Below are 15,749 nucleotides of genomic sequence, written 5' to 3'. Positions count from 1 at the left end.
CCGGGTGGACGCGTTATCGGGGACCCGCCAGGTGCTCCGTCGTGGCGTCGAGTGGACGGCCGCGTACTGCGACGATCCCTGAACGTGTCGATCAGCAGGCCAACCGGCGTCGCCGGGGCAGTGCCGGTGGCTGGCCACCGGTGTTCGATCCGGTGGCCTATCGGCGTCGTAACGTGGTCGAACGATGCTTCAACCGGCTCAAACAGTATCGAGCGATCGCCACCCGCTACGACAAACCGCCACGTCTTACCGCGGGATGCTCGACCTGGCCGCCCCGCTCATCTGGCTTTGAGGACACTCTCTAGTCAGACGACCTGCCCTTGATCGGCGCACCAATGTCGCCACTCCTTGTTTCAAGGTCCTATATCGGCGGGTATTGCGAACGCGGGAAGAACCCGTATCGCTCTCTCTGGGCATTTTTTGTGAACATGATGTCAACGGTTGTGTCGTCCAAACTGTCAGGAGGATCGGTGTTTTCGAAGATGATCACTTGCCCAGTGCAATTACGCTGGAGATCGTGGTAGAACGCTCTCGCGATTTCATCCGACACCACAGCATCACTGCCCGATGCACTGCCGAAGGCGACGGGGTCCGGAGTAACACCTCCGTCCGGTGGCCGGTACGTAACCAATGGCGAGTCGAGGATGACAAAACCTGGGTGCGGGAGATCACGCTCGAAGCAGTACTGCCCAAGCGCCACAGTGAACGCGGCATGGAGGATTGCGCGGACTCCCTTGCCGTGAGCTGAACGTAGTTGATCATCGGCAATAACGTCCTGTTCGGAGACGTCGTACCGGACACCCTCGGGATCAGGAAACCGCCAAGCAGCCAGTCGCGCGGACAGGGCGGCGGAGAACTCCCGTTGAGCCCGGAGATTTATCCCGGCACCGACTGCCGAGGTCTCCGCGGCCGCCTCGTCTGCGACTACCTGCTTCATCTTCTCCAAAGAGGCGACCTGCTCGTAGAGCCCCAGGCTGCGCTCAACATGTGAACGAGCATCGATCAGTTCCCGCAGATCGCGATTGCGCTCCTCAAGCACTGCGTCCAGTTCGGTCAGCCGTCTCCGATGCCCATCGAGGTCTCCCAGCATGTCCGTAAGCTCGGTCTGCAATGCGGAACCTCGCTGGGCAACCTCCTCGATGGTCGCTGCCAGATCCTGCGCGAGGTCTCTCGTTCGTCGAAGCTGGGACTCAATCGCTTCACCGAAGGCCGTTGTGTCACCATCACATTCGGTGTTCAGGTGCTGACTTTCAGGCTCTGCGCCGCAGAAAGGGCATACCCCACGTCGAAAGTAGTTCAGTAGATTGCCGGCCTCCCGAACCATGACCAGCCGCTCTAGGTCCGAAGCGTACTGAGACTGAAGCAAACCGAAACGACTACGAAGTGCCAGCAGGTCTCCTTGTTCGGCGCGCGCGTCACTCACTGAGTTCTGCGCCTTGCGGATGTCTTGGGCTACGCTGCCACGTTCGTCAACCAGACCCCCTAGAGAACTGCTGAGCTCATCGATCGACGATGCCAACCGTGCGGCCTGCTCACGCAACAACGACGCTTCAGGCACTTCGGCCAGCTGTGCCTCCAAGTTCGCGATGAGCCGATCAATGACGCCGACCTTGGCGGCGGAGATCTTCTTGTCCTTGGGCTGCACTGCTGACAGACCGGAGTCGTCTTCGTCCTGCAACAGCAGCTTGAGGACCGAAATCTCCTTGGTCTTGGTCACATAGCTGCCGGTGAGTGCAGGGGGAACCGCTGACTGCATCTGGGTCTCATCGACTACACACAGGTGAACGACGTTCCGAAAGCTGAGGGAGTCGGTGGCATTGTGCATGTTCTTCCGCACCAACCGGCCGTCGAGACCGACCGCCCGAAGTAGGTACTTCGAGAGGTTGCCGTCGCTGGTTGCACTGTGCTGCTGGGACAGCATCTCTGGCGGTGGCGACAACTTCGCGTTCGTACGATCCTGGAGATCCTCACGATAGAGGCCGAAGTTACCACCGTTGACCGAGCGAGACAGAGTCACGGGCGAACCATCGGGCAGGGTCAGCCCCAACAGAATGGTGGAGTATCCCTCGCGCTCCGGAATCTCTTTGAGCTTTCTGCCGCCGAGCATGAAGTCGATCGCGTCCACGACGAACGATTTGCCGGTGTCAGAAGGTCCTCGGATAACCGTTACTGCGGGCCCGAACCTCACGCTGGCGGGCTCGCGGTTCACACCAAGAAAGGTCAGGTGAGTCAGAGTGAGTCGCATGCCAGGACCTATCCCATTCCATCTGTCGAAACGGCCGGGTAATGGAACTCTTCAGTCCAGTGACTCACCGCCGTGTCGAACTCTCTGCGAAGTGCTCCTTCGTCGAGTCCCTCATATCGGCCGATGACCCACAGAGCTCGCTCCTGTAGCGAGGAAGCATAGGTGGAGCCGAGGAGTCCGATGAACCCGTCGGCACGTTCCCCTGCCCAGTACCTGATGCCGTCAGCGCTCAAACCTGCACAAGCCAGGTCGGCTCGTATCAGCACATCGAGGCCGGCCTCGATGGCCTCACGTCGCACGCCGAGTCCGCTGGCCCGGATCAGGATCGGCGGGTGCAGGCTCGGCGGACCACCCAGGTCTGCGCTATGAAGCAGGCCGTGGTCCAACAGCACTAGCTGGTTGAGATCGAGACGCTCCGGGAAGGCCGCGGCGAGCAGCATCAACACTCGTACGCCAGTCTCGATTGCACTGTTGAGGGGATTCACGTCCTAGCCTTTCACCCAGGAGATCCGTGATTCGTTGGCCAGCTGATGACAGATGCCCTTGACGTCGTCGGGTTTCGTAATCGAAACCAGCGCATGCTGTCCCAGGTTCAAAGCCGTAGCGTGTCGCAGCACAGAGGTAAGGCGGTCCATCCCGCTTGGATGGTTGGCCTCGACAACATCGATCACACAGTCGTAGACGTCGTCTTGCAGAGACTCGAAGGTGCCATCAGGAACAGAGTCGCGCGCGTCCATACGGAGCGACTCGGCCTTGTAGAAGCTCACCCTCTGACGCAGAAAGTGGCTCCCGTGATCGGGATGCTCACTCAGTACAGTGGCATCAGTGATCCCATCAGGGTCCTTCTCGGCGTACACCTGCCGCAGCGCAGCAACATACTGGGTTTCGATCTCGGCGATCGCTTCCGGCGGTTCGGATGGAACGCTCCTTTGAGGTAGTGCGGTACCGAACCTGACAGCATGATGCCGAGTTCTGCTGTGCACATCGAGCATCTCGTGCAGCTGCACCGCCTGAAACATGGAAAAATCAACTCCGGCAGCTCGCGCCCGCAACGCCTCTATGTCATCCGAACTCAGACCCTTGACCAGAGGTTTCCCGACCTCAAGGTTGTCCAGGAACCGAGCCTGCATCTTGCTGGGTGTACTGAGTAGCCGGTTCAGTGTCATTCCAGCACCTTGGGGTGCCACAAAAAGGTAGCGGTCAGGGAGGACGTAGTCTCCCAGCCCCACATGCCAAAAGACCTTCAGGATTTCCTTGGCCGCATCCGAAAAATCCAGTGCCTTCGCATAGTGTTTAGCCTGAAAGCAGTCCCATGGACCCTCCAGTTGCCGGGCAGACTTGAAGGCCGCAATGTCGATGCCGCCATCACCCGAACCGCCCAGTTGCTTGACCTGAGCGTAGGCGTTACACTTGTCGTCCTCTTTGAGTTCTGTCACCCATTCGCGGATGAACTTTTCCCATTCGTCAGCAGAGTAGAAGTAGATCCGCTGCTGCGGGGTGACTGGAGGACCAGCAAGCGTCACCGGTACCGGCATCGAAGGCTTGGGAAGGTCACTGAGCGCGATAGCGCCGCTAGCACCGACTGTCACCACAAACCCCCGTCCCAACTGCCTGGATGAACTCTACGATGTGAGCATCGTTCATCGCCGGTGATTCAGTTACGAAGTCACGGGCCGCGGACCTGAACTCCGCGCTGAGTTCGGGTCCGCGCCAGGATCCTGTGCGAGCGACTGCCATACCGCCCACGATCGTCCGCCTGGCGAACATCGGCTGGTGATCTTGCGCATAACCTCCGTGTGCTCACTGCACGCCTAGCAGCGCGGCACATACGTGCCGAGAGACTTCCCTCGACCGCTACCGCCAGAACACGGAAGCGAGCGTGCAGTCACAGGCGCGCCGAGGAGCTGCCGGTTTGCACTTCTCCAGGGTGCCGCGGGGCGGCTTCCGGTGTGGTCATGGGGGCCCGCGGCCTCGTGATCACAGGCACATGTGGAGAAACCGTGTGCAGCACGTAGGGCGGTGGCCATATTCATGCCCTCCGAGGGCGGCGAGTCGGCTCCGCGCGGCTTTCCCGGGGCACGCAGACCAGCGCCGGCGCCGGCCGCCGCGGGCAGGGTCGCGGTGAATTCCCACGCAGCGTCGAACTCGCGACCGCGTACTTCACCTCCCGCACCTCTTTTCAGCTTCAGCCGGCGGACCGCTGCCCGCACAAGGCTTCCGGCCGAGCCTACTTCGCTATCGCATGTAAGTACAAGTGCAAGTACCGATGCACTTACACAAGCAATTCGCGCGGGACTACCGTCAGATCAGCGGTTCGAGGGGGAGAGTTCGAATCATGTTGCAGCACAACAAGATCAACTCGACATTTGTGTCGGAGCGCCGTGCGATACTGCGTGGCCATGACGACTCGTGTACGCGCACACCTTCGAAACGGCCGGCCTGTCCGCGCCCATACCCGCCGTTCCCGCGGCAGCTCTTCATTCCATACGCTGGTAGTTCTGGCTGGTGGGGGCCTATTCGCCCTCACTGCGGCATTCCTGGCCGGCGGGCAAGATTCCGAAGAACCGGGGTATAGACCAACGATCCCCGCAGTGGTGGCGCCAGCTGCTGACCGGTCGGGCCAGCTCGGGGTCACACAACCCACGGTCGACGAGTCCCACCCGTGCTATCCCTTCGCCGCGGCGTGCTGAGGTAGGGGTCGGAATGCAGGGGAAACCGTGGGTGGAGCGCGTGATCACCGGGGTCGACGGTGACGGTAAGCCGACAACCAAGCTGTATGCCTACCTCCCGTACCAGGGGCGCTCGAACGAACCGTGGATCCGGGCGACGCTGGGCCGGATCCATCTCAAACCGGTACACCGCGACGGGCTCAAGATGTGGGAACTCAGCTCGAAACACATGCTGCCCCTGGCCCGGGCGATGGCCGACCGCTACGGCGAGATCGAGATGCGGTTACACACCTCGGCCACGATGGAGGACTGCACCCACAGCTGCCAGAACGCCTACGCGCATACGGTGTGGGAGTGCGTGTGTATCTGCGGCGGCGAGCACCACGGCGGCAAAGGACAGTACAGCGACTGGTACAGCACCGGACGCTGGCGTATCCGGCGTCGCGGCGATATCGAGGTGCGATACGTGACGATCACCCGCGGCCAACTCCGAGATCCACACAACCCGCAGACAGAACCCGCCGAGGCACCCACTGCGAGCGAACAGCCACCACGGCAGGAGATCCGGCCAGAACCCACAGTGCTACCGCCGGCGCAGGCCCCGGTCGCCCCGGATACACCTCGGCCGGAACCCCACCACATCGTCCACTCGGCGCCCGCTGCGGCGAGAACTCCCGCATCTGCGCCCGCGATTCGCGTACCGGTCCGTTCTTCACGGTGGCAGGCCTTCGCTGCTGCAGTCATGGTCGTCGTGTTGGGAGGCGGAATCTGGTCTATACAGCAGCAGGACAACAAGGACGCCGCTGTCAGCGACCAGGAAACCGTCCAGCCTGCACCAGCGGACCCTGAGGTAGCGCACGTAATGTCCGTGGCGCCTCCCGCGCCAGCACCAACCGATTACCCGGCCCGCACACCCGCACCCGAGGAACACCCCTGCTGGCCGTTCGTCGCAGCATGCTGAAAGACCCCCATCTCGTCCCGGAGCGATTGGGACTCTGCCCGTACCAGTCGCTCAACTGTCTCTTGCAGGGCTTCGGCCAGCCAGACCCTCATGGATGAGGGCTTCGAGCCGGGATTGGGGTTCAACCTTCGGCGATAGCTCTTTTGCCGACATGCGGGACGGCAGTATTCCAGTCGGCGGCCACGGGGACTCTTCTTCGCCAGCCTCAAGGGAGTGAGGTCGCTGCCGCATTCTCGGCAGCGTCGGGACAGTACCGACTGGTCCTCAACCAGGAGGGCGAGCAGTTCTCTGTTACGTAGAGCACTAGCAAGGTGCCTGACCATCCGAACGGTTCGGGGATCGACTGATTGTCTGTCACGAGGGTCCTCGGGCCTTTTCAGATCGATCCGTTCCAGCATCCAGAGCAGGTTTTTCATCACTGCTTCATCGCTCGTTGCGGTAGTGAGCAGTTCCTCGGCCCGGCGGCGTGAGTCCCGATCGACGACCGCTCGGCCGACCCGGTCCTCCACTGGCGAATGACGGGTCACACGTGCTCCCCGGTGGTGTCGGAAAGGCGGGTTTGAGTAGTGCTGGGACGTCGACGCCGTGGGAGGAGCCGACGAACTTTTGGCTGCGCCGGCTGATTTCCAAACGCTGCAGTGAATGCCCGGAAGACCGCAGGCACATCCTCGGGGCGGGCCCGCAGGATCGCAGCCAGTCCCACGACGATGACCGCGATCACCAATACGGTCGCGGGCAGCTGCAGCCAGAAAACCGTCCAGCCACCGGCAGCGGCAACGGACCCGACATCGAATGACACTCGAACCTCCTGAAACGACGAAGGCCCCCGACGCGGAACGCCGGAGGCCTTGGAAACGAAAAAAAGCTCCAACCAAGGTTGGTTGGAGCTGGCTGAGGGCACAGGTGTTGCGCCGCGCCTCCGAAGGGTAACTGAACGGAAAGCTCACCGTCAAACGACCATATCCCCAGGAAGCCGCCGGGTTCGGCACTTTCGGCACAGGGGACCCCGCCTGGAATTTCGTAACGTTGGAATAATGTACCGAAGTCGTACTGTCCGACTTCGGTACAAAGCGTGACTTGCTCTGTGCGATCGGTGGACTTGTGCAGTTTTCGACCGGTCCCGCTATCCGGAGATCGCGAAAGCGGCGTAGGCGGTGAGTTTCGGGCCGCCGGTCACCGACCACACTGCCGCACATAGTGCGCGACTATCCTGCGGCAACGCTCTAGCGTGACTTTTCTCGTGGATGTTCCCGGACCCCTATACGAGGTCGGCGGCGGATCCCCGCGTTGGTGAAGTCCGGCGTTCTGCGTGCCCTCGTACGACCGCGGCCCGGCGCGGCACCTGGGCCCGAGCCGACCGGACGAGGAAGATCGCCCAGCATGACGACAGCTGAGAGCCGCCCGCGGTCACGTCGCCACGACCCCCACACCTACGAGGTTCTCGGACGGGTCCTGCACGTGCTGTGCGGTACCCAGGGCCCATTGGCCGAGTGCCTTGCCTTCCGACTGTGGCCCACCTTGACCGGGGCCGGGTACGTGTTGGCATGGAGCGGTGTGCGGCCCACCGAGGACGAGATCGTCCAGTACTTGGGCGAGGCGGCGGCCAACGACGAAGTGACCACGACCCTGAGTCCTGGCGATGTGCTGTTCAAAAAGGGCCACTACTGCACCCTGGTCAAGATCCGCGGCGTGGAGTTCCAGCTCCGCTCCGAAGGTATGCCCGAGCCGGAAACCTTCGCCGCGATGGGCGAGTACTGGCGGACTGGGACGCTGACGCCGCGCCGGTAAATCCCACTCGTAGAGGTTGCGGCAGTACCCGCACAGAGAACGACTGAGTTCGGGTCGCCCGATAGTCAGGGTGTGTGCTGGTTCTGAGCGTCGATGACAGTTGGTCGCGCCTTGAACTCGGCGCGGTGGACAAGGGTCGGGTGAACCCGCCGGATGTGCGGCGTAGATACATCCCAGGGGCCGGTCCAGTAGGTATGCCAGTGAGCCCGCCGGATGTGCGGCCGAACCGCCCGCCCAGTCGGCGCGGCCGCAGTCTCTGCCCTGGGTGTGCGAGCCGCAGAGAGTTTGGGACCGATGTCGAATCCGACGTCGATCACCGTAGTGGCGGAACCGCGGCGAGGCCGGGCGTTCTTCGGTCCGGCACCGCGAGAGCTCCGCACGTCACCGCGGTCGCTGCACAGGTACAGCAGCAGGCTCAGTACGAGACGGTAAGCCTCGACTTCACGCTGGTCGGGAGTTCGGTCCGGGTCAGCGCCGCGCAGGACGTGCCCCATTGCGCGGATCATCTCCTCAACCGTGGAAGTCTCGTCGTGGCAGGGGATGTGGATGCTGTACCAGGCGTAATGAGGCTCGCTGCCAACCAGGTGCACGCGCCCGACGAGGTCTACACACAGAAACCGCAGGTCCTCATCAGAGGTCGAGCAGCGCATGAACCCGCCGGCGTAGCCGGTCACGAGCATCCCAACGTAGACCGACGGTTCAGCCATAGGCGCTTTCGTCGCGTGCGGAGCAGGCAGTGGCGTCGGAAACACCACGAAGGGATCCGGATGCGGAAGCCGGCGGAATACCTGCCAGGGAATCTCGGTACCGGGCGCGGTGTCGGTGAGATGCAGCGCCAGTTCCGGATGTACCCGGTACACCACCTGGGTCTGCTTCCACGTCCGCACGTTCTCGGCCGCGAGAACGATGTCGTGCAGGGTGTCCACCACCGTCGGCCCATGTTCTCCGACAGCGCGGGCGAGCTGCTCTTTGTCTGCTGTGGTCAGAGGCGCCCAGCCCCGCGTCCCCGCGGTGAGCCGGTCGATAATCGCAGCCAGTCGAGATTCGCTGCGTTGGTCAGCGAGTAGCGCGGAGGTGGCCTTGGCGTAGGTCGCAGCGACGGCCACCGCCTGTTTCGCTGATTGGACAGGGCGGCCGGGATTCTCGGCCGAAGAGCTGGTAGGCGACACTCACCCATCACAGCAGCTCTCCCCGGCAGCGGCCTGAGCTTCGTCAGAAGCTGGGTCTCACAAACGCCGGGGCTGATCGAGACGGCTGCCGTCAGCAGGGCGCCAGGGGGAAGCACGCCGGCGGCGGGGCTGCAGCTTCGGGCGGGACAGCGGGTTTCGCGGGCACGACCGTCGACGGCGCGACAGGCCCCTCGGTGCGTTCGACGGGTGAATCCATGTGGGTGACGGTCAGTACGACCAGCACGAGAATCCCGCCGACCAGGAGCGCGCCGAGGGCCCACAGGGTCGGCATGACCGAGGCGCTGCGCGATCCGGGGTAGTACGGTGACCGGCCGCCGCCCCGCCTTGGTGCGGGCCTGTCGGTGAAGCGGGTGTACCCCTTCACGTTGGTACCGCCCAGGCGTCCCCCGCGTGCATGCCTTCGTGGCGACTCGATCCCCATAACCAAAGTATGACGGTCCGGGCCGACGCGCCGAGCCGGTTCGGTAGAGCCCCTCCAGCAATGCGGGAACCTCGCCAAGGCATTCGGCTTCGAGGCCCGGTAAGGGGCGGCGGTTCGAGAACGAGAGCCTGTTCGGTCAGTCGTCGTTGTAGCCATCGGCGGCACGGCGGGCGATGATGCGCGATCGTCGGCTGTGCCGGGAGGGGGTTGTGTCGTTTTCGGGGGGGTCGTAGACGTCGATGGCTTCGAGGGGGGCGGTGGCGTCCGCGGTGGATCCTTCTGCGCCTCGGGTCATCTGGCGTATGGGGCCGTTCCATCGATGGTAGGCAGCTTGACGGGTGGTGCCGAAGATCGCGGCGATCTGTTCCCAGGTGGCTTTCGCGGCGCGGGCTTCGGCGACAGCACCCAGCAGGTTGTAGCCGATCTTGACCATGAGCCGGAGCTGAATCAACGCCAGGTACGTAGCGCGCTGGTCCACGGTCATTTCCGGGAGCCGGCCGCCTCCGCTGGCTTGCTCCATCAATTCTGTTGCGGCATCCCGGCAGCGCCGTAACAGCGCGATGTTGAGGTCGGACACCGCCGCACCGATTTCCTCGTCTTTGGGCAGCGTGGTCATCAGTCGCGTCATTTCGGCGTGGCCCACCTTCTTCATACCTCGATTTCTACGCGAACCCTCTAAATACTGTCAAACTTACTTTGACAGAAAAGTTCCTAAGTTTGAGCTGCCTTGAAAGTGCTGCCTTACTGCAAATCAGCGCGAAACAGCGGTTCTTTTGGAAGTCAATACAAGACCGCTCATACGTGATGATCCTCATACTCATGCGTGGGAGGAAACTGCAGCCGTGCGTCGCATCAATGGCCTTCTACCTGCGAATTCGCGGAAGACCAAGCGGTTGACTCTGATTGTTAGCGCCCGGAACGGAGTATGACGTTGCGCCGTGGGCGATTAGAGTCGCTGGGCAGTAGAGATTCGGCGGTCCGCCGAGGTTGTGCCCCACCCCCCTGGTCCGAGGTGGGGCACGGGGCTCGACACCTCATCGTTTACGCCGTGCGCAGACAAACCCAGGTCAAGGAGGTGTCATGGCGACCCTAACCGGTCTCCTGGACTCGCTCAAAGCGGGTTCGCCCGAGAAGCCGTGTGCAGCACCGGTTGCGCTCGGGGTTGTTGCCGTAATGCCGGTCACCCCGAGGCGGGCGCGTTATGCGCGCCTTCGTTGACGAGACCAAGCAGAACGGGCTGCTGGTCGTTTCGACCGTCGCCGAAGCGCGCCATCTCAAGAAGGCACGTCAAGAGCTGCAGGAGAAGCGGGCGAAGGGTCAGCGCCGCATCCACTTCACGAAAGAGAGCGACCCGCGCCGGCGGTCGATCTGTTCGACATTGTGCGAGCTGGAGGTCACTGTCACGGTGTACGACGCGACCCGGATCAAGAGTGCGGTCGAGGCCCGAGCGGCTTGCCTGACCGCAGCTGTCGAGGATCTGGCCGAAGTCGGTGCACAGCGGATCACCATCGAGCAGGACGACTCGCTCGTGGCCAGTGACCGCAGGGTCCTCTATACGGCAGTCCGGAAATTCGACGTCGCGGACACCTTGGTCTACGAGCACCTGCAACCGCACATGGAACCACTGCTCTGGGTGTCGGACGCAGTGGCATGGTGCGTGATGAAGGGTGGAGAGTGGCGCCCTCGGGTGGACCCGATCATCACCGACGTCCGCAAACTCGTCTAAATACGCGAAACCCGGCTCACCAACCGTCCGGATGGCTGCCGGGTCCACTTCAAAGACGCTATTGCATCTTGCGGCACCAATACTACACAGACTTGCGCTAGAACACTCACAGGATCCGCACCAAAATCGCATCAGATCACTATAGGAATAGCGCCGCCACCAGCGTGATCGCGCCAGCCGAGCACAGTGAGCTGCATCAAAATCGCATACGGCCCGGCTAGGGAGCGCATCAAAATCGCATACGACTGGCACTGCGAGGGCTGCTCACGGGCTGCTCACGGGCTGCTCACGCCCCAGATCCGCCACCTCTCGAAACGCTTGCATTCGGGGCCCGCCCCGGGCGTGGAACCAGGCCATCCGCATGAACACGTGAGCCGTCTCAAAACCAAGATTTCGTGACTCCAGTGCACGGCAGCGGACGCCCATCCAAGGGCATGCCGACCTTGGATGTCTGTATCGAAACTGTGGGTCCAAGCGATTTGCTGCTCATGAGCACCAGAGCAGGGCTTACTCCTCAGCGGGAAGACCGGATGGACACTCTCGCCAGAGATCTTCCACAGTGGGTGGAGTGGATAGGGCACCCACACAGTCCCGAGCCGGGAAGCCTGCTCTTCGAGGCCGACAAGATGTGCCCTAATTGGCCGGTCAGCCAGATGGCATGGCAAGGCCTCCTATCAGCGACCGACCACCTGGACCTGTTGAACCAGAGCCTCATCAATGCGGGGCCCAGGCCTATGGCTCAGTACACCCTTGCCCGCGCTGCATTGTTCGCCAGCGCGAGAACGGTGTGGATACTCGCGCCAGAAGGGCAGAAAGATCGACGAAAACACGCGCTCTGGGTTGCGTACGAAGACGTCCGGTACCTCCGAAACGATGGCGAGCAGCTTCTGAGCAGCAGCCTGGGCAAGAATATTCCGGCCACCACCAAAGCTGAGCTCAGAGCCCAAGTTCAGGCACCAGTCGATGAGGTCAAAGGGATCGCCAGGCAGATGGGGATCAAGCTGGGCGCTAGCAAGAACTGCGAGAAGATCCCCGAGGACACCGCGATAGTCGCGTACGCCGCCGAGTATGTAGACCCCAAAGACGAAGGAGCTGCGGCTGCCCTCAAGCACCACTGGCGCGCTCATTCTGGCCATGCGCATGGGCTTGGCTGGCCGCACCTTCTGAAGCCAGCGGAGATCGTGACAACTGCAGATGGCAAGAAGTTTCGTCGGATTTCCGGAGACAAGGAGTTGCTTGCAGAGGCGCTTGCTGGCGCCTGGTTGTTGACCCAGAAAGGCTTCCAGCTCTACTGGGAACGTTCGCGGGTTAACGCGTGACGCCGGGTAGCTAGCGATGCATTCCTGGACACTCGAACGGATAATCATCGCTGCTCATAGATGATTATTGATCTTCAGCGGTCTATGAATAGCCTTTTTATGAACACTCGGAGCAGCGGGGGCGCGTGGACAGTTCGCTTGGCCGCAAGGCGCTGTAGTCAGTTGCGGTGTCGGTGGGCGGGGTGGTTGCGGGGCGCGGTCTCGTTACCAAGGATTCGAGACAGCACCGGCGGTCCGGGTCGGTTCGTCGGGCTTCCAGGAGCGTGGTGTGAGCGGGTGGAGTGCGTCGAAGCCGGTGCCGGGCGGATCCGTCAGGTGTTCAGTATGGTCTGTGTGCGGATGGCGCCCGGGTCGAGAGGTGGATATCGCGTGGAAGACCGGTTTGATGGGGTAGCGAGGTTGCGATGACGCCGGATCCTCTTCGGTCCTGGCACGACAGGATCTTCTTTCTCCTGCTCGGGTTGAGAGATATCGATCTGAAGGGCAGTGGTGTCCGGTTCGATCACTCTCGACGCTCGCTGGTCGAGTTGGAGCGCGAGGTATTGGAGCGGTTCGCCGGACCGGAGGATTTGTGGCGGCCGGGGCCGGGGCAGTTCGTCGACGGCCTGACCGCCTATATCGGTGAAACCCTCATGCGGGCGGCGGGAGGGAAGTGGGTGTGGGGACAGACCCGATCAGCTCTGGATGGGGCCTACGGGCCGGTCGCTTCCGCGGATCCGGTGCTCGCACTGGATCCGGTCGCGCCCGTCGAGTTGCTGGTCGATGTCGTGACCGCTCGGTCCGGTGACCGGTTGACCGGAGCCTACGACCGCTGGGCGCGTGCTGTCGAGTCATACCGTGGTAGCGACCGGTTGTGGCAGCCGGAAAAGCAGCGGACGATGGGCCGATGATCCTCGTGAGGAAACAGAGGCTCTCCGTAGCTGGCTGGAGGAGCAGGAGACGGGATTTCCGGGTTGGGTCGCCGATTTCGGTGCCGGTGGCGTATGGGATTTCGATCCGGCCTCCCTCCCTGCTCTCGAGGAGGTACTACGCCGATCGGTGGACGGCCCGGCCGAACTCTCCGAGCCGGGACACCGCAGACTGAGGGATGGTGCGGCGTGGTACCTCGGCGAGACATTGCGACGTCGGCTGGGTGGCCGGTGGATCAAGCTGAAGCATCCGGCCGGTATCCGGAACTTCCCGACCATGAGAGGTCTCGGACCACGGCAAACGCATCGGCTCACACCCGTCCTGTGGTTGGAATCCGCTCTGGAAAACCCGGGCCGTCTGTCCGAGCGTTTCGCGGCAGTGTCGGAAACCTGACCGGCGGGCCGGGTCTGCGGGGCCATCTCCCACCCGTCCGCCTGAACTGATGTTCATCAACCGATCCTCTTTTGAACACTCTGAGGAGGTGTAACTCGGGACCGATACTGCCCGGTCGCTGCTCTCCTCCAGTGTTCACAAATCGTGCACTGAACGCGAGCTGTTCATGAACACGCGCACCGCCCTTTTGCGCTCAGGCGAAGAAGTCGAGCTTGCCAGTCGGTCGTAAGGGGCCCCGGCGTCCCCGCCCGCCGAGCTGGAGGGGACGCCGAGGTTGCGGAACCGACATCTTGATGTCGAACTCGCCCCTGCCGTCTCGGCGACGATCCGACGTGAATCTCTTACTCGCGCTGAGCCGGACTCCGTGAAGACCCGTGGCGATCGGAAGACTCGGTGGCCAGTGGGTGTGGTTCGCCGGTGAGGTGCGCGACAGCAAGAGCGACTTCGGTGATGGTGGCGGTGGTGTAGATACCGGTCACTCCCCCACCTGTTTGGCTATGACGGGCGAATTCCCGGGCCACGGCGGTGCCGTAGTGGCGCTCGACCCAGGTGATGGTGGTGTGACGCAGCCAGTGGATGGAGATCCCGTGGGTGAGCACCCATGGGAGGTGTTTACCGAGTCGTTCGAACAGGTGGTTGTAGCGGCGGCGGGTGATCGGTGTGCCGTTCCGCGCGCGCAGCAGTGGGCCGGAGGCGGGTGCTCCGCGTTGTTCGGCGTGCCGGCACAAAGCTTGCATGAGCGTCGGTGAGATCGGTTGCCACAACTGGGTCCCGCCCTTTTCCCGCAGCAGGATCACCGACTGTACCGGGTCCAGGTCCTGCGGTCTCAGGGCCAGTGCTCCGGCGCGGCGGCAGGCGGTTTCGGTGTGCAGGCGCAGGATCAGGCTGTCCAGTTCGGGGTCGTTACCGGTGGTGGCAGCGACCTCGACGAGTTGCGCCAACAGATCGGTGGGCAGGGCCCGGCGGTTGGAGCGGGTGCGTTTGGGTTTGGTCAGCCGGGTCGCGGGGTTGTCGCGGGGGTCGATGAGCCGGCCGTCTTCGGCGTGCTTGTACAGCTTCCGTAGCGCGTCGATGACGTGGCGCACGACCTCGTTGCCGCCGCGGTCGGAGCGACGGATCACCCGGGCGGCGCGGATCTGTTCACACAGCACCTGCAGGTCCGCGGTGGTGGGTTCGTCGAGTCGCCTCTCACCCCAACCGGGTTGGGCGAGGATCTTGTTCCAGTAGGTGCAGTAGTGGTCGCGGGTGCGGCCCGCGGGCATCCGGTCGATCGCGGCCGGGATGAACTCGGCGAAGGTCGGTGCGAGCCGCGCGGTCTCGGTCGGCGCCGCGGTGCCGAGGTCGGCGACGGTGAGGCCGAAGCGTTCCATCATCATCTGCACGGCGGCGATATCGGCCTGGGTTCCGATGCTCATCGGGGTGCTCCTTCGGCGAAGCGGCGGGCGAGGATGTCGTCGAGGACCTCGGCGGGATAGACGACCAGCAGGGCCTGATCGGGGTCGGCGGCGAGCAGGACGCGGTCGTGGATGCGGATTCCGGCGGCGTGGCGGACGGCTGCCGGGATCGAGATGTGGCCGTATTTGGTGACGCCGCGGCGGCCGAAGCTGGGCCGGGTGATCAGGACCAGACCGCCGGTCACACGCCAGGACAGCAGGTCTCCGGGGTGCCAGTCCAGGGCGGCGACGATGGCTTTGTCGACGACGCGGCCGTTGGTATCGACGGGCCGGATGCGGTGCACGGCCCTCGATCGCACGGGTTCCTCGAGGGTCGCCATCGGCAGCGCGGGACCCGACGCGAAGACGGACGGATCGCCGATTCCGCGCCGGTCGGTGAAGGAAGGAACCAGCGGCCGCAGTGTGTCACTGGTCACAATTTTCACCCCCGACCGGGGTGAAACCGCAGGTCACGGCGGTGACGGAAAAATGGGTGTCCAGGCAGTGCACGGACACGGTTTCTGGGGCACAAATGCAGCAAAAAAGTGTCCGGAGGGGGACTTGAACCCCCACGCCCTATAACGGGCACTAGCACCTCAAGCTAGCGCGTCTGCCATTCCGCCACCCGGACCGGTGTGCTCAGCAAGAGTATCGGATCCCGCCACCGGGGCAAAATCGCGGGTGCCACCTGGGGT

At 63.1% G+C, this 15,749-nt stretch carries 14 protein-coding genes and 1 tRNA gene; 5 read left to right on the top strand and 10 right to left on the bottom strand.

Features of this window, described 5'->3' with window-relative positions:
- Positions 1-361: 361 nt before the first annotated feature.
- Genes ON38_RS12465 through ON38_RS12455 form a run of 3 tightly spaced genes read right to left on the bottom strand, consistent with a single transcriptional unit; the run spans position 362 to position 3,834 of the window.
- Positions 362-2,245: a hypothetical protein gene (locus ON38_RS12465; protein WP_039824887.1), complete on the bottom strand. Its 1,884-nt coding sequence runs from the start codon at positions 2,243-2,245 to the stop codon at positions 362-364.
- An 8-nt stretch (positions 2,246-2,253) separates the two neighbouring features.
- Positions 2,254-2,730, bottom strand: a complete 477-nt coding sequence (locus tag ON38_RS12460) for an ABC-three component system middle component 2 (protein ID WP_039824886.1) — start codon at positions 2,728-2,730, stop codon at positions 2,254-2,256.
- A gap of 3 nt (positions 2,731-2,733) precedes the next feature.
- Entirely contained in the window at positions 2,734-3,834 is a 1,101-nt protein-coding gene (locus tag ON38_RS12455) for an ABC-three component system protein (RefSeq protein WP_039824885.1), read from the bottom strand.
- Between the two features lie 1,114 nt (positions 3,835-4,948).
- Here ON38_RS12455 and ON38_RS12450 point away from each other — a divergent pair.
- Positions 4,949-5,875, top strand: a complete 927-nt coding sequence (locus ON38_RS12450) for a hypothetical protein (protein ID WP_039824884.1) — start codon at positions 4,949-4,951, stop codon at positions 5,873-5,875.
- A 523-nt stretch (positions 5,876-6,398) separates the two neighbouring features.
- Here ON38_RS12450 and ON38_RS35970 read toward each other — a convergent pair.
- Entirely contained in the window at positions 6,399-6,674 is a 276-nt protein-coding gene (locus tag ON38_RS35970; protein ID WP_157181741.1) for a hypothetical protein, read from the bottom strand.
- Between the two features lie 581 nt (positions 6,675-7,255).
- Between ON38_RS35970 and ON38_RS12445 the strand changes: the two genes are divergently transcribed.
- Entirely contained in the window at positions 7,256-7,663 is a 408-nt protein-coding gene (locus ON38_RS12445; RefSeq protein ID WP_039824883.1) for a hypothetical protein, read from the top strand.
- 65 nt (positions 7,664-7,728) lie between these two features.
- Here the strand turns inward: ON38_RS12445 and ON38_RS12440 are convergent, their stop codons facing one another.
- From ON38_RS12440 to ON38_RS12430, 3 genes are all read right to left on the bottom strand, one after another.
- Positions 7,729-8,769: an AcrVA2 family anti-CRISPR protein gene (locus ON38_RS12440; protein WP_039824882.1), complete on the bottom strand. Its 1,041-nt coding sequence runs from the start codon at positions 8,767-8,769 to the stop codon at positions 7,729-7,731.
- A gap of 154 nt (positions 8,770-8,923) precedes the next feature.
- The gene (locus ON38_RS12435) at positions 8,924-9,124 is read right to left on the bottom strand and encodes a hypothetical protein (RefSeq protein ID WP_039824881.1); all 201 of its coding nucleotides are present in this window, start codon (positions 9,122-9,124) and stop codon (positions 8,924-8,926) included.
- Between the two features lie 286 nt (positions 9,125-9,410).
- Complete coding sequence (locus tag ON38_RS12430; protein ID WP_039824880.1) at positions 9,411-9,926, bottom strand: hypothetical protein; 516 nt, start codon at positions 9,924-9,926, stop codon at positions 9,411-9,413.
- A 549-nt stretch (positions 9,927-10,475) separates the two neighbouring features.
- On the opposite strand from ON38_RS12430, the gene ON38_RS12425 reads away from it, so the two are divergent.
- The 3 genes from ON38_RS12425 (at position 10,476) to ON38_RS12415 (ending at position 13,209) form a co-directional block, all read left to right on the top strand.
- Positions 10,476-11,000 (top strand): hypothetical protein, encoded by a 525-nt coding sequence (locus ON38_RS12425; protein WP_039824879.1) that lies wholly within the window; start codon positions 10,476-10,478, stop codon positions 10,998-11,000.
- A 530-nt stretch (positions 11,001-11,530) separates the two neighbouring features.
- Positions 11,531-12,319 (top strand): hypothetical protein, encoded by a 789-nt coding sequence (locus ON38_RS12420; RefSeq protein ID WP_157181740.1) that lies wholly within the window; start codon positions 11,531-11,533, stop codon positions 12,317-12,319.
- A gap of 404 nt (positions 12,320-12,723) precedes the next feature.
- Complete coding sequence (locus ON38_RS12415; protein WP_039824877.1) at positions 12,724-13,209, top strand: hypothetical protein; 486 nt, start codon at positions 12,724-12,726, stop codon at positions 13,207-13,209.
- Positions 13,210-13,962: 753 nt separating this feature from the next.
- Here ON38_RS12415 and ON38_RS12405 read toward each other — a convergent pair.
- The 3 genes from ON38_RS12405 to ON38_RS12395 all read right to left on the bottom strand — a co-directional run bounded on the left by ON38_RS12405 (position 13,963) and on the right by ON38_RS12395 (position 15,685).
- The gene (locus ON38_RS12405; RefSeq protein WP_039824875.1) at positions 13,963-15,036 is read right to left on the bottom strand and encodes a tyrosine-type recombinase/integrase; all 1,074 of its coding nucleotides are present in this window, start codon (positions 15,034-15,036) and stop codon (positions 13,963-13,965) included.
- On the bottom strand, positions 15,033-15,491 hold the full coding sequence (locus ON38_RS12400) for an AbrB/MazE/SpoVT family DNA-binding domain-containing protein (RefSeq protein WP_051164649.1): 459 nt from the start codon (positions 15,489-15,491) through the stop codon (positions 15,033-15,035). Before ON38_RS12400 ends, ON38_RS12405 begins: the two co-directional genes overlap by 4 nt.
- A gap of 109 nt (positions 15,492-15,600) precedes the next feature.
- Positions 15,601-15,685: transfer RNA gene (locus ON38_RS12395), tRNA-Leu, on the bottom strand.
- Between the last annotated feature and the right edge of the window lie 64 nt (positions 15,686-15,749).

It is taken from the genome of Nocardia testacea NBRC 100365, assembly GCF_000308775.1.
Lineage (GTDB): Bacteria > Actinomycetota > Actinomycetes > Mycobacteriales > Mycobacteriaceae > Nocardia > Nocardia testacea.
Note: the sequence above shows the minus strand (reverse complement) of the source record. Positions and strands in the feature narration are given on the sequence as shown.